Origin of the sequence: Roseovarius nubinhibens ISM (assembly GCF_000152625.1) — a bacterium.
Classification (GTDB): domain Bacteria; phylum Pseudomonadota; class Alphaproteobacteria; order Rhodobacterales; family Rhodobacteraceae; genus Roseovarius; species Roseovarius nubinhibens.
This window is the reverse complement of sequence record NZ_CH724156.1, coordinates 534,287-547,838: the sequence shown is the minus strand read 5'-3', so window position 1 is coordinate 547,838 and position 13,552 is coordinate 534,287. Positions and strand designations below refer to the sequence as shown.

Below are 13,552 nucleotides of genomic sequence, written 5' to 3'. Positions count from 1 at the left end.
GGGCTGATCCTATCATATACAAAGAACCAAGGCGAAATTATGCCGTAACGCAAAGGAAAACCGGCGCCGCAGCGCCGGTTTTTGATCACTGTGGGGCTGCGGTCTCAGCCGTCCATCTTCTGAACGCGCAAGACTTTGCCCGCGACGATGGACAGGATCGCCGCTGCAAAGCTGAACAGCGCCCCCATTTTCGCCGCATCCTGCACCGGGCCCGCGTCAAAGGCCACCGAGGCCACAAAGAGCGACACGGTAAAGCCGATGGCCGCGACAAAGCCGATCACCACGAGGTCGATGATCCGCATGCCCTCCGGTATGCCAAGCTTGAGCGGTCTCGCCGCCAGCCAGCCAAAGAACAGGATGCCCACCGGCTTGCCGATGATGAGACCGGCCAGAACGAGCCATGTGGCATCGCCCATCGACGAGAATTCCACCCCGGCATTGAGCAGGCCAAAGAAGAACAGCACGATCTCGACCGGATGTTTGAGCGCATGTTCCAGCACGTTGAGCAGGTCATGCAGATGCTCTTCGGCCTCGGCAAAGATGCCAAAAGCGCGGTCGGCATGGGGGATGGCCGGCACCACCGGCAGCAGGCCGAGCGCCGGGTGCAGACCCGATTGCATGAAGCCGTACCAGCTGATGCAGCCGGCGATCACATAGGGCAGACCGCCGAGCGCCTTGCGCACCCGGGTCGAATGCGGCCGCTCGGGGCGGCCACGGTCCATCCGGCGCGGCAGCCAGTTGAAGAGGACAAATACCGCCAGCGCCGCGCCAAAGGACAGCAAGAGCCATTCCGGCGCGAGATCGCCCGAGGGGTAGAAGATCGCCAGAATGATCAGCCCCGCCGCGTCATCGGCAATCGCCAGCAGCAGCAGGAACCGCACCGCCGGGTGGCCCGCACCAAAGACGATCCGACCCACGAGATAGCTAAAGGCGATGTCGGTGGCGGTGGGAATGGCCCAGCCGTTGGCCACTGCGTTATAGGTGTCCGAGCCCATGATCATGGCCAGACCGAGATAGACGCCGATGGGGCCGAACATGCCGCCCGCCGTGGCGAAAAGCGGCGTCGCCGCCTTCTTGCCGCGCAGGCTGCCGTTCTCGAGGATCACGGCCTCCCAGACCTCTTTGGCGGCAATGGCAAAGAACAGCGCCATCAGCACATCATTGACAAGATAATGCAGGGTGAGCGTGCGGTGACCATCATGAAGATGGCCGATTGGCGCATGGTCCCAGATCACAAAATCCACAAAGGCGTGGTAACTGTGGCCATCGACATTTGCCCAGATCAGCGCGGTCACCGCACCAAAGATCAACAGCAATGAATAATCGGCCAGGAAATTCCAAACTCGATACATGCGCTCCCCTTCTCGTCCCTTATTTCGCGTTCCCTCTGGATTATGCGATTTGCGGGCGGGGAGCAACCGAATGGCCGCGCAATGGCGGCCATTCTGCTGTGCAAATTTGCGGCAATTGCGCGGGGATCAGGCGACGAGCTGCCAGCCGATGCCCGCGAGAATTGCACCGATGAGGGCAAAGCCGAGGTAGGCCGCGAAAACGCGCGGCTTGACCAGCGCCCAGACCGCGATGGCGGCGGGGATACAGCTCACGCCACCGGCGATGACAAAGGACATGGCCGCGCCGTTGCTCATCCCTTGCGACAAGAGCGCATCGACCAGAGGCACCGCGGCATAGCCGTTGAGATAGGCCGGTGCGCCCACCAGCGCGCCCATCAGGATCGGGCCGAGACCCGTGCCGCCGAGCGCCGTGGCGATCCATTCCGCCGGCAGGTATTCGAGCATCAGGGATTGCAGCACATAGGCCAGCGCCAGCCATTTCAGCAAGAAAAGCGCATTCTCGACCACCGTCCGGCGAAAGGTCTCGCGGCGCGGGGCCTCCTGCCAGAACCGCCATTGCGGCTTGGTCTGGAACGGTTTGGCACTGCCCGAGCAACAGCCGCCACAGCCCGTCTGCGGTGCCTTGCGCAGCGGATCGGCAAACAGCGCGGTGCGGGTGGCGAGCATGGTGGCAAAGCCGCCCATGAGACCGATGGAGACCGCCGCCAGCGTCTTGGCCAGCGCGAAATCAAAGCCGAGCGTGCCCGAGGTGATCAGGAACATCGCCGGGTCCATCAGCGGCGAGGCGAGCCAGAAGGCCATGACCGCCCCCAAAGGCGCGCCGACCGCCAGCATTGCGGCAATGAAGGGGATCACTTCGCAGGAACAAAAGGGCGAGAGCCCGCCCAGCACGGCGGCGAGAAAGATCATCCGCACCTGCCGCCCTTCAAAGGCGCGGGCGATGAGGCTCTCGGCCCCGGTCGCCTTGAGCCAGGCCACCGCCAGCACCGCGAAGGTGATGAAGATCCCGGTATGGGCGAGCGAGCTGGCGGTGAAACTGACCGTCGGGACGAGCTGCGGCGGATCCAACAACGCAACCAGCGCGAGGATCGCGGCAATGGCGAGCCAGACGCGGTCAACGCGTCTGAGCCAGCTGCCAGGGGCGGGGGAGGCGGTGGTCTCAGCCATGGGAATGTCCTTGCGGGTCACTAAGTGGGTCACTGTCAGTCTCTGCGCCCGCATGGGCGCAGCTCTCGCGGTCGGCGCAGCAATTGCGCAGCAGAAATTGCGACAGCTCGCGCAGCTCGTCATAGGCGACGGCGGCGCAGATGATCGAACGGCCCTGCTTTTGCTGGCTCACCAGCCCGGCCTGGGCCAGGATTTTCATATGATGGGTGAGGGTCGAGCCGGTGATGCCGCTGCGCGCGCCAAGCTCGCCAATGGCGAGCCCGTCGGGCCCGGCCCGCACCAGCGTGCCCAGCACCGCCAGCCGCTGTTCGCTGCCCAGCGCGGCAAAGGTCGATGCGGCGCGGGCAAGGTCGGGGGAGAGGGGGTTAGTTTGTTTCATGATTCTAGAATTATCGAAATGAAGCGAGTCGGGCAAGCGTTATTTCGAGAGATGTAGAAGTATCGAAATGATTTCGGCCTGCGGCCGAGGATATTTGCGGCCAGAAGAAGCGCGCCGGGCTGTGATTGCCGCCCGGCTGCGCTATATGCCGGGACCATGGACCCGCTTGTGACTGACATCCGCGCCTGCCGGATCTGCGCCGACCGCTTTGCCGCCACGGCGACCGGCCATCGCCCGCGCCCGGTGGCGTGGTTTCGCCCCGGCGCGCGGATCGTGATTGCCGGGCAGGCCCCGGGCGCGCGGGTGCATGACAGCGGGCTGCCCTTCGACGACCGCTCGGGCGACCGGCTGCGTGACTGGCTGGGGCTCGACCGCGCGACATTCTATGACCGCGACCGCATCGCCATCATCCCCATGGCGTTTTGCTTTCCGGGCTATGACGCCAAGGGCTCTGACCTGCCGCCGCCGCCGATCTGTGCCGCGACCTGGCATGATCGGGTCTTTGCGCATTTGGGCGATGTGGCGCTGACCGTGCTGGTCGGCGGCTATGCGCAGCGCCATCATCTGGGGGTCCGGAGCAATGTGACCGACACCGTGGCCGGCTGGCGCGCCCATGCGCCAGAGGTTTTTCCCTTGCCCCATCCGAGCTGGCGCAATACCGCGTGGCTCAAACGGAACCCGTGGTTCGAGACCGAGCTGCTGCCGGTGCTGCGCGACCGGGTGGCGCAGGTGCTGGGCCCGCGCGAAGGAGAGCAGGAATGAGCGAGACGGAACTGGACCGCGCCCATGGGCTGATGCAGGCCGCGCCCGAGGACGAGACCGCCGCCATGGCGTTTTACCGGGTGCTGGCCGCGACCGAGCTGTTTCTCATGCTCGGGGCCGAGGCCGAGGCGGGCGATGCGGTGACGCCCGAGGTCTTCGAGGTCGAGGGCCACTCTTATGTGCTGGGCTTTGACCGCGAGGCGCGGCTGGCGGAATTCGCCGGGCGCGAGGTGCCCTATGTGGGGCTGAGCGGCAGGGCGCTGGCCGCGATGCTGGCGGGGCAGGGGCTTGGCCTCGCGCTCAACCCCGATGTGGCGCCGTCGGCCATGCTGCTCGATGCGCAGGCGATGGGCTGGCTGGCCGAGATGCTCGCCGGCGGGCCCGAGGCCCATGAGGCGCGGATCGAGGAGCTCATGCCGCCCGCCGGACTGCCCGAAGCGCTGCTGCCGGCGCTCGACGCGCGGCTGGCCTCGGCGGCGGGGCTCGCGCCCTCGGCCTATCTGGTGGGGGTGGCCTTTGAAGGCGGCGCGCGCGGGCATCTTCTGGGCTTTGTCGATGCGCTGCCGGGGGCGGAAGAGGCGCTCGCACAAGCGGTGCGCGAGGCGCTGGTCTTTTCCGGGCTCGAGGCGGCGGCGCTCGAGGTCGGGTTCTTTCGCGCCTCGGATGCGATGGCGGCGGCGCTGGCGCGGCACGGGCTGCGGTTCGATCTGCCCGAGCCGCCGGCGGCGCGCGATCCCGCCGCCCGCCCGGCGCCGGGCAGTGATCCCGACCGCCCGCCGCGCCTGCGCTAGGCTCAGTAGCCGGTCTTGCGATCCACCAGATGCAGGAACGGTTCGCCCGCCTCGCCGCGCCGGATGTTCTCGACGATGACTTCGGCGGCGGTATCGGCGCGGGTCTCGGACGCGATATGCGGCGTCACGGTGACCTTGGGATGCGACCAGAACGGGTGATCCTCGGGCAGCGGCTCGACCCGGAACACATCGAGCGTGGCATGACCCAGATGACCGCTGTCGAGCGCCGCCAACAGCGCCTCATCATCGATGAGCGGGCCACGGCCGGGGTTGATCACCACCGCGCCGGGGGCCAGGAGCGCCAGCCGCTCGGCATCGAGGATATTTTCCGTGGCCGGGGTCTGCGGCAGCAAAAGCACGACGATCTCGGCCCCGGTGAGCGCCTCGGTCAGTCCTTCGTCGCCCGCCAGACAGCGCACGCCCGGCGCTTCCTTCTGGCTGCGGCTCCAGCCGGTCACCGGAAAGCCGAGGCTCACCAGCGGCTCGGCACAGGCCTGACCCAGCTCGCCCAGACCCAGAATGGTCACCGGACGGCGGCGGGCCAGCGGCGCGGGCACATGGTGCCACTCCCGCTCGGGGTTCACGATATGGGCATCCATGCCGAGATGATGGCGCAGCACATGGCCCGTCACCCATTCGCGCATCCCCTCGCGCAGCCCGGCATCGACCATCCGGGTGAGCGGCTGGGTCAGCGTCTCGTTGCTGATGATCCGTTCCACCCCGGCCCAGAGGTTGAGCACCGCCTTGGCGCGGGTGAAGGGGCTGAAATCCTCGATCGGGCCGTTCGGCGCATAGATGACGTAATCGACCTCGTCAGAGGCGATGTCGCAGGCGAGGTTGGACGCGATTCCGGCCGCATCGAGCGCCTCTTGCAAATGCGGCTGATACTCGGGCCACCGGTCGGAATGGCCTGCGAAGAGAATATTGACGGACATGAATTTACCTTGGTCTGTGGACGTGGGCGCTCTGGACAAGGCCAAAGCCGATCATCAGCACCAGCATGGCCGAGCCGCCATAGCTCACCAAGGGCAGCGGCACCCCGACCACCGGCGCAAGCCCCATGACCATGGACATGTTGACCGCGAAGTAAAGGAAGAAATTGCTGGCCAACCCGAGGGTTAGCAAGGAAGAGAAGCGATCGCGCTGTTGCAGCGCAGAAATGATGCAAAAGAGTATTATCAAGGCATAGAGCGCCAGCAGCGACGCCGCCCCGAGAAAGCCCAGCTCTTCGGCCAGCGTGGTAAAGATAAAGTCGGTGTGCTTTTCCGGCAGGAAGTTGAGCTGCGACTGCGTGCCCTGCATGAACCCCCGCCCGGTCCAGCCGCCCGAGCCGAGCGCGATCTTGGATTGGGTGATGTGATAGCCTGCGCCCAGAGGGTCGCTGCTCGGATCAATAAACGTGTCGATGCGGCGATATTGGTAATCTTCCAAGAGCTGCCAGGGCGTGCCGCGCGATTTGAGAACGGCAGTGACAAGCCCCACCCCGGCGGTAACCACCACCGCGAAATAGGCCCAATGGACCCCCGCCAGAAACATGATGAGCCCGCCCACCGTCACCAGAAGGATCGCGGTGCCGAGATCGGGCTGGGTCAGCACGAGATAGACCGGCAGCATGATCAGAAGCACCGGCAACAGCACCCACAAAGGCCGCGATTTGAGCTTGACGGGAAGCCAGTCGTAATAGGCTGCCAGCGCCATCACCAGCGCGATCTTCATCAGCTCCGAGGGCTGCAATCGCATGAAGCCAAGGTCGATCCAGCGCTGCGCCCCCATGCCGACGGAGCCGACATATTCCACCGCGATGAGCAGCGCGAGACCCAGCAGATAGGCCGCGATCGAGACCGAGCGCCAATACCAGATCGGCACCATGGCGACAAAGATCATCAGGGTGAAGCCAAGGGCAAAGCGCTTGATCTGCGCCATCGACCACGGATCGAACGAGCCGCCCGCCACCGAATAGAGCATCAAGAAGCCGATGCTCGCCACCGCCGTCACCAACAGGATTAGCGCCCAGTTCAGATAGAACAGCTTGCTGAGCCCCGAGGGCACATGTTTGACGGTATATTCGAGATAGCTCATCGTCCGGGCCTCATGCGCGGTCTTTCACGCTGGCGTCGCGCGCCTCGCGTTCGCGTTGGAGACGTTCCTGCTGTGCCTTGATGCGGCTGCGGTCGGATTGCGGATAGGCGGCCAGCGGCGGCGTGTCGCCATAGAGCGCCTGCAAGGTGATGTCGCGCGCCACCGGCGCCGCCGCGGTCGAGCCGCCGCCACCATGTTCGATCACCACCGCCACCGCGATGCGCGGATTGTCCGCCGGGGCATAGTTGACGAACAGCGCGTGGTCGCGCCGCTCCCAGGGCAGGTCCTTGTTGCTGGTCACCCCGCGCGCGCGTTCGGCGGCGGTGATGTTGCGGACCTGGCTGGTGCCGGTCTTGCCCGCCATGCGATAGGCGTCTTCCTCGATGCGGCTGCGATAGGCGGTGCCGCGTTTGTTGTTCGACACGGCAAACATGGCGCGGCGGATTTCGCGCAGATGGTTCGGGTTGAGCCCGAGATCCTCGCCCGCGCCACTGGGCGTCTCGACCCCGTCGATGGATTTGATCAGCCGTGGCATCACGCTGCGCCCGGTGGCGATGCGCGCGGTCATCACCGCCAGATGCAGCGGCGAGGTGAGGACAAAGCCCTGACCGATCGAGGCGTTGATCGAATCCCCGATCACCCAGTCCTCGCCCCGCGCCTTGCGCTTCCATTCCTTGGTGGGGATGAGCCCCTCTGACACGCTGGTCATCGGCAGGTCGTAATCCTGACCGAGCCCGAGCCGCAGCGCCATTTCCGAGATTTTCTCGATCCCGGTGCGCAGCGCCATCTCATAATAATAGACGTCACAGCTCTCGCGCAGCGACCGGTTGAGATCGACATTGCCATGGCCCACCCGCTTCCAGCAGTGGAAACGGCGCGAACTGACCTCGAGGTGACCGGGGCAATAGACCGTGTCATTGGGCGTCATCTGCCCGCTCTCGAGCGCCGCCAGCGCCGTCACCATCTTGAAGGTCGAGCCGGGCGGATAGACGCCTTGCACCGCCTTGTTGGGCAGCGGCCGGTATTTGTTTTCCAACAGCGCCTTGTAATCGGCCACCGAAATGCCGCGCACAAAGAGGTTGGGATCAAAGGCCGGGGTCGAGCCAGAGGCGAGAATATCGCCGGTTTGCACGTCGATCACCACGGCGGCGGCGCTCTCATTGTGCAGCCGGTCCTTGATATAGGCCTGCAGGTTGCTGTCGGTGGTGAGCTGGATGTTCTTGCCCGGCTCCCCCTCGCGGCGGTCCAACTCGCGGATCACCCGGCCCGAGGCGTTCTGCTCGATGCGCCGCGTGCCCGCCTTACCGCGCAACAGATCTTCCTGGCGCACCTCGAGCCCCACCTTGCCGATCTGGAATCGCGGAATGCGCAAGAGCTGATCGGGCGCCTTGATCCGTTCGAGATCGCGGTCGCTCACCGGGCCGACATAGCCCACCATATGCGAATAATCCTCGGCCTGCGGATAGCGCCGCGACAGGCCGACCTCGGGCCGCACACCGGGCAGGGCAGGGGCGTTGACCGCCACCCGGCTCAGCTCGTCCCAGCTCACCCTGTCGGCAATCGTCACCGGATGGATACGCGAACGGCGCATTTCCTCGCGCGCCTTGGCCAGTTCCGCCGGGTCGAGCGCCACCAGACGGCCAAGCCGCGCAATGACATCCTCCACATCGCCCGCCTCTTCGGCATCGAGCATGATCCGATACGAGGGCACATTCTCCGCGATCACCCGGCCATTGCGGTCATAGATCTGCCCCCGCGCCGGCGGGATGAGCCGAATCTTGATCCGGTTCTCATCGGCCAAAAGACGGAACTGATCCGCCTGATCGACCTGCAGATACCGCATCCGGAGGCCCAGCACCCCGAGCATCCCGGCCTGCGCCGCGCCGAGGATCAAGGCCCGGCGGTTGAGCAACCGGTTGCTTTCGGCATTGTCGCGGCTCACCCGTTTCATGCGCGCATCCCCAGGCTTTCGGCATCGCCGGGCCGCACCCGCCGCACCCCGAGCAGCGTGGTGCTGACAAAGACCACGATCGGATAGACGGCGATGGTCGCGACAAGCTGCATCAAGGTCAGGCTCAGCGGCGCTTGCGGCACGAAAAACACCGCCAGAACAACGCGGTAAGCGAGCCAGAGCGCCAGCGCCATCCCCGCCACGCTGAGCCATTCGGGCAAGAACCCCATATCGCGCAGCCCGCTCGCCCGCTGCTTGAGCGTCTCACAGGCGATCAGCACCAGCGCCGCCCAGAGACCCGGAGGCCGCTGAAACAACAGGTCAGACATCAGCAGGATCGTGGCGATAAACAGGGGCGGCGCATATTCGGGCCGCCGCAGCACCCAGGCAAAGCTCAGCGCGACGATGATATCCGGTCCGGCAATCCGCGCCGGCAACATGTCGAGCGGCAGCAGACGCCAGAAGATGAGCGCGCCACAGATCGCCGCAAAGATGCCCCGCATGAGCCAGAGCCGAACCGTGTTGCGCTCAGCCATTGCCACCCCCCGTCGCTGGGGCGGCGGCTCCGGTCTCCGCACCCGCCTCCGGCAGTTGCGGCCCATAGCTACCCGGCGGCGCGATCAGCTGGCCGGGCGTGTCGATGCCGACCCGGCCATAATCGCGCAGCACCCGCAGAAACTCGAGCCGCTCGTAATCCGCCGCCAGCCGAATGCGCAGCCGCCCACCGGGATCGAGCGCCACCTGACCCGCCAAAAGACCCGGCGGAAACACCCCGCCATCGCCCGAGGTCACGATGCGATCACCGGGGCGCACCTGCGCCTTGTCCTCAAGGAAATCGATGGGCGGCGCAGAGGTGTTGTCGCCCACGATCAGCGCCCGCTGCCCCGAGGGCTGAATGATCACCGGAATGCGCGACGAGGTATCGGTGAGCAGCACCACCCGGCTGGTGTTCTCGCCCACCCCGGAAATCCGCCCGACAAGGCCCAGCCCATCCATCGCGGCCCAGCCATCGACGATGCCGTCGCGCGCCCCGATGTTGAGGATCACCGACTGCCGGAAGGGCGAGCCGCTGTCGGCCAGCACCACGCCGGTCACATAGGTGAGCCGCGGATCGAGCCGCACATTGTTGAGATCGAGAAGCCGCGCGTTCTCCTGTTCGAGCTGCAGCGCCGCCTCTTTCCAAGCCTTCATCTGCTGCAATTCGCGGCGCAGCTCCTGGTTCTGCTGATGCAGCCGCTGATAGCTCTGGAAATCGCGGGCGATGTTGACCACGCCGGTCACCGGAGCCATCGCCCAGTCAAAGCTCGGCACCACCCGGTCGACGACACGGGCGCGGAACCGCTCGACGCGCGGGCTGTCGATGCGCCACAGCAGGAACAGACCCAGCAGGCACACCACCAGCACACCGATCAAGAGCCGCCGGAGCGGGCCCCGGTATTCGTCACTTTGCGATTTGTCGCGGGCCAAGCCATACCCCCTTGATCTGCATGACTATGCCAAAACCATAGACGATCCCTGCCGCGCCATGCAAAGCCGAAGGATATGCGGCCTCCGGGCGGTGGCGGCGGGGATCAGCTGTCGTAATCGATGGCGTGACGCAGTTGCTTTTCAAACTCGAGCGCCTTGCCGGTGCCCAGCGCCACACAGTTGAGCGATTCGTCGGCAATCGACACCGCGAGACCGGTCTGCTCGCGCAGCGCCAGATCGAGATCCCCCAAGAGCGCACCACCCCCGGTGAGCATCACGCCCCGGTCGACGATATCGGCGGCGAGATCGGGCGGCGTGGCTTCCAGCGCGGTCATCACCGCCTCGCAGATTTGCTGCACCGGTTCGGCCAGCGCCTCGGCGACCTGCGCCTGGCTGATCTCGGTTTCCTTCGGCACCCCGTTGAGAAGGTCCCGGCCGCGCACCCGCATCGACGCGCCGCGCCCGTCATCGGGCATCCGGGCGGTGCCGATCGAGGTCTTGATACGCTCGGCGGTGGCGTCGCCCACCAGCAGGTTCTGCTGACGGCGCAGATAGTTGATGATCGCCTCGTCCATCCGGTCGCCCCCGACCCGGACCGAACGCGCATAAACGATGTCGCCAAGGCTCAGAACCGCGACCTCGGTGGTGCCGCCGCCGATGTCGACGACCATGTTGCCGGTCGGATCGGTGATCGGCATGCCGGCGCCGATGGCCGCTGCGATGGGCTCTGCAATCAGACCGGCGCGCCGCGCGCCCGCCGAGAGAACCGATTGGCGAATGGCGCGTTTTTCCACCGGCGTCGCGCCATGGGGCACACAGACGATGATCTTCGGCTTGGAGAAGGTCGAGCGCTTGTGCACCTTGCGGATGAAATGCTTGATCATCGCCTCGGCGGTGTCGAAATCGGCGATGACGCCTTCGCGCATCGGCCGGATCGCCTCGATCGAGCCGGGCGTGCGGCCCAGCATGAGCTTGGCATCCTCGCCCACGGCCAGCACTTTCTTGACGCCGTCCTTGACGTGATAGGCCACCACCGACGGCTCTGACAGGATGACGCCGCGCCCCTTGACATAGACCAATGTATTGGCGGTCCCAAGGTCGATGGCCATATCCGAGGTGAAGAGGCCGGGAATGCGGTGCAATAGCGACATGAGGCGGGGGTTTCCTGTCGAAAGAAATATCAAAAAGGCCCGCGACTCTTTCGCCGAAGGCCGCGAGTGTTATAGAGCGGCGCCACTGGCGGCGAAAGGGGCTGTTTCGTGGCACTCGGCGTCAAACTGCCGGTTTTTTTCCCGGTGGGCAATGTCTTGGCATTGCCTCGGCAAAATCCTTCTCGCGCGCGCCCGGATCGTCATGTTTGATTTAATCGCTCTATGTGCGTACAAATTGACCCAAGAGGCCGTGGCAAGACCCGGCGCAGCGTGACAGGGCAGGTAGATGAAGAGCGATTTTCGCGAGGTTCGGGAGGAGTTGCGCCAGCGCATCCTGCAAGGGGTCTGGGCGCCCGGCGATCTGGTTCCCAATGAGGTCGATCTCGCCGCCGAATTCGGCTGTGCCCGCGCCACCGTCAACCGCGCCATGCGCGAACTGGCCGAGGCCGGGCTCATCGAGCGCAAGCGCAAGGCCGGCACCCGTGTCCGGCTCTCGCCGCGCCGCGCCGCCCGGTTCGACATTCCCATCGTCCGCGAAGAGATCGAGGCGCGCGGTGCCGCCTACCGCTATGCGCTGATCAGCCGCGACGAGATCGCGCCGCCCGATTGGCTCGCCGCGCGCATGGCGCTCGCCCCCGGCGATCTGGTGCTGCATCTCACCTGTCTGCACCATGCCGATGGCCAGCCCTATCAGCACGAAGAACGCTGGATCAGCCTCGCCGCCCTGCCACAGGCCCGCGACGGCGATTTCACCGCCACCGGTCCCAATGAATGGCTGGTTCGCGAAGTGCCGTTTTCCGATGCCGAGATCAGCTTTTCGGCGATTGCCGCCGATGATCAGCTCGCCCGCCGCATGGGCTGTGCGACCGGCGACGCGCTGTTTCTGGTGGAACGCGCGACCTGGTGGGAAGGCCGCGCCATCACCTTCGTGCGCCTCGCCCATCAGCGCGGCCACCGGATGACCACGCGCTACTGAAATGGTCGAAAAAGCCGCCGGATCGGCCACTGTCGCGTTACCGTCGTAATACCGACAGGTTACCGACCCGGCGTTTTGAGCTGTGTCAGAGGTTGCCGCGCAGCCCTTTGACCGCCTTGCGATAGCCCTCGATGATCCGCTCGCGGTGGATATGCCGCCCCTCGCGCACCATATGTCGCCCCGCCGCCCAGACGTCCGACACCATGTTGTCACGGCCTGCAAAGGCGAAGGTATCAAGGATCAAATCGCCCTCGATCCCTTCGAGGTCGATATGGCTCATGTCGAGCGCCAGAAGGTCAGCCCAGGCCCCGGCTTCAAGCCGCCCGGCATCGCGCCCCGCCGCCTGCGCCCCGCCCTTGGCCATGCCCTCAAAGAGCCGCCGCCCGGTGGACAGATCCGCCGTCGCCAGCGCCGCCCGGCTGTGATCGCGCAGCCGCTGCGACGTGTCGAGCGAGCGCAGCTCTTCATGCAGTGAAATCAAGATGTTGCTGTCCGATCCGACCGAGATCGCGCCGCCGTTTTCAAGCCAGCGCACCCCGTCGAAAATCCCATCCCCGAGCGAGGCCTCGGTGATCGGACAGAGCCCCGCCACCGCGCCGGTTCTGGCCAGCCGTGCGGTCTCCTCCGGGGTCATCTGCGTCAGGTGAATGAGGCACCAGCGGTCGCTCATCTCGAGATTGTCGAGCGCCCATTCGACCGGCCGCGCGCCCCAGGAGGCCTCGACCTCTTCGACCTCGGGGATCTGCTCGGCCAGATGCATATGCACCGGCCCGCCGGGCAGAAGGCGCGCCGCCGCCCGCAGATCCTCCTGCGCCACCGCCCGAAGCGAATGCGGCGCGACCCCGAGGCAGCTGTCTTTTGGCAGTGATTCCAAGGTCTTGCCCGCCTCTTCGAGAAGGCGGCGATACTGGTCTGGCGTGTTGCCAAAGCGGCATTGCCCGGCGCCCAGAGGCCGCTGGTCACAACCGCCGAACTGATATTGCACGGGGAGCAGCGTCAGGCCGATGCCCGTCTGCCCCTGCGCCGCCGCGATCCGGTCGGCCATTTCCGACAGCTTGTCATAGGGCTGCCCATCGGGCCGGTGATGCAGGTAATGGAACTCGATATTGGTGGCGAATCCCGCCTCGAGCATCTCCATCTGCACCAGCGCCGCGATGGCTTCGACCTGATCCGGGGTGATCTGGTCGAGGAATTTGTACATGAGCTTGCGCCAGGTCCAGAAACTGTCGCGCGGATCGGGCCCGCGCCGCTCGCTGAGCCCGGCCATGGCGCGCTGAAACGCGTGGCTGTGGCTGTTGGCCGGCGCGGGCAGCAAGGTGCCGACGCGCTGGCCCTCGGGGGCCGCGCCTGTCGTGAGCGTGGCAATGCGCCCCTCCGCGTCAATCTCGAGCCGCACATCCCGTGCCCAGCCCTCAGGGGTTAACGCGTGTTCGGCCCAAATTACGGACATACCGGCCTCCGTTGGTGTGAAATGTTA

At 65.7% G+C, this 13,552-nt stretch carries 13 protein-coding genes; 3 read left to right on the top strand and 10 right to left on the bottom strand.

All coding sequences use genetic code 11. The features are described 5' to 3' along the window. Nucleotides 1-104: 104 nt before the first annotated feature. From ISM_RS02770 to ISM_RS02760, 3 genes are all read right to left on the bottom strand, one after another. Nucleotides 105-1,352 (bottom strand): Na+/H+ antiporter NhaA, encoded by a 1,248-nt coding sequence (locus ISM_RS02770; RefSeq protein WP_040617790.1) that lies wholly within the window; start codon nucleotides 1,350-1,352, stop codon nucleotides 105-107. A gap of 126 nt (nucleotides 1,353-1,478) precedes the next feature. After that, complete coding sequence (locus ISM_RS02765) at nucleotides 1,479-2,519, bottom strand: permease (protein ID WP_009812584.1); 1,041 nt, start codon at nucleotides 2,517-2,519, stop codon at nucleotides 1,479-1,481. Further along, on the bottom strand, nucleotides 2,512-2,898 hold the full coding sequence (locus ISM_RS02760; RefSeq protein ID WP_009812583.1) for an ArsR/SmtB family transcription factor: 387 nt from the start codon (nucleotides 2,896-2,898) through the stop codon (nucleotides 2,512-2,514). Before ISM_RS02760 ends, ISM_RS02765 begins: the two co-directional genes overlap by 8 nt. 156 nt (nucleotides 2,899-3,054) lie before the next feature. Here ISM_RS02760 and ISM_RS02755 point away from each other — a divergent pair, with 156 nt between their 5' ends. Both ISM_RS02755 and ISM_RS02750 read left to right on the top strand, forming a co-directional pair. Continuing rightward, nucleotides 3,055-3,660, top strand: coding sequence for a uracil-DNA glycosylase family protein (locus tag ISM_RS02755; RefSeq protein WP_009812582.1), 606 nt, complete (start codon nucleotides 3,055-3,057; stop codon nucleotides 3,658-3,660). Further along, nucleotides 3,657-4,451 carry an SseB family protein gene (locus ISM_RS02750; protein ID WP_009812581.1) on the top strand — a complete coding sequence of 265 codons (795 nt, stop codon included), beginning with the start codon at nucleotides 3,657-3,659 and terminating at the stop codon, nucleotides 4,449-4,451. The genes ISM_RS02755 and ISM_RS02750 overlap by 4 nt, the downstream gene beginning before the upstream one ends. A gap of 2 nt (nucleotides 4,452-4,453) precedes the next feature. Here ISM_RS02750 and ISM_RS02745 read toward each other — a convergent pair whose 3' ends face one another. The 6 genes from ISM_RS02745 to ISM_RS02720 all read right to left on the bottom strand — a co-directional run bounded on the left by ISM_RS02745 (nucleotide 4,454) and on the right by ISM_RS02720 (nucleotide 11,099). Next, the gene (locus ISM_RS02745; RefSeq protein WP_009812580.1) at nucleotides 4,454-5,386 is read right to left on the bottom strand and encodes a 2-hydroxyacid dehydrogenase; all 933 of its coding nucleotides are present in this window, start codon (nucleotides 5,384-5,386) and stop codon (nucleotides 4,454-4,456) included. A gap of 4 nt (nucleotides 5,387-5,390) precedes the next feature. After that, nucleotides 5,391-6,530 carry a rod shape-determining protein RodA gene (gene rodA, locus ISM_RS02740; RefSeq protein WP_009812579.1) on the bottom strand — a complete coding sequence of 380 codons (1,140 nt, stop codon included), beginning with the start codon at nucleotides 6,528-6,530 and terminating at the stop codon, nucleotides 5,391-5,393. A 10-nt stretch (nucleotides 6,531-6,540) separates the two neighbouring features. Beyond that, a complete protein-coding gene (mrdA, locus tag ISM_RS02735; RefSeq protein WP_009812578.1) occupies nucleotides 6,541-8,481 on the bottom strand; it encodes a penicillin-binding protein 2 in 1,941 nt (646 codons plus the stop codon). Further along, nucleotides 8,478-9,017, bottom strand: coding sequence for a hypothetical protein (locus ISM_RS02730; protein ID WP_009812577.1), 540 nt, complete (start codon nucleotides 9,015-9,017; stop codon nucleotides 8,478-8,480). The genes mrdA and ISM_RS02730 overlap by 4 nt, the downstream gene beginning before the upstream one ends. Continuing rightward, nucleotides 9,010-9,948 (bottom strand): rod shape-determining protein MreC, encoded by a 939-nt coding sequence (gene mreC, locus ISM_RS02725; protein WP_009812576.1) that lies wholly within the window; start codon nucleotides 9,946-9,948, stop codon nucleotides 9,010-9,012. Before mreC ends, ISM_RS02730 begins: the two co-directional genes overlap by 8 nt. Before the next feature lie 104 nt (nucleotides 9,949-10,052). Beyond that, nucleotides 10,053-11,099: a rod shape-determining protein gene (locus ISM_RS02720; RefSeq protein WP_009812575.1), complete on the bottom strand. Its 1,047-nt coding sequence runs from the start codon at nucleotides 11,097-11,099 to the stop codon at nucleotides 10,053-10,055. 286 nt (nucleotides 11,100-11,385) lie between these two features. On the opposite strand from ISM_RS02720, the gene ISM_RS02715 reads away from it, so the two are divergent. Then, complete coding sequence (locus tag ISM_RS02715; RefSeq protein WP_009812574.1) at nucleotides 11,386-12,075, top strand: GntR family transcriptional regulator; 690 nt, start codon at nucleotides 11,386-11,388, stop codon at nucleotides 12,073-12,075. An 85-nt stretch (nucleotides 12,076-12,160) separates the two neighbouring features. Here the strand turns inward: ISM_RS02715 and ISM_RS02710 are convergent, their stop codons facing one another. After that, complete coding sequence (locus tag ISM_RS02710) at nucleotides 12,161-13,525, bottom strand: formimidoylglutamate deiminase (protein ID WP_040617789.1); 1,365 nt, start codon at nucleotides 13,523-13,525, stop codon at nucleotides 12,161-12,163. Nucleotides 13,526-13,552 lie beyond the last annotated feature (27 nt).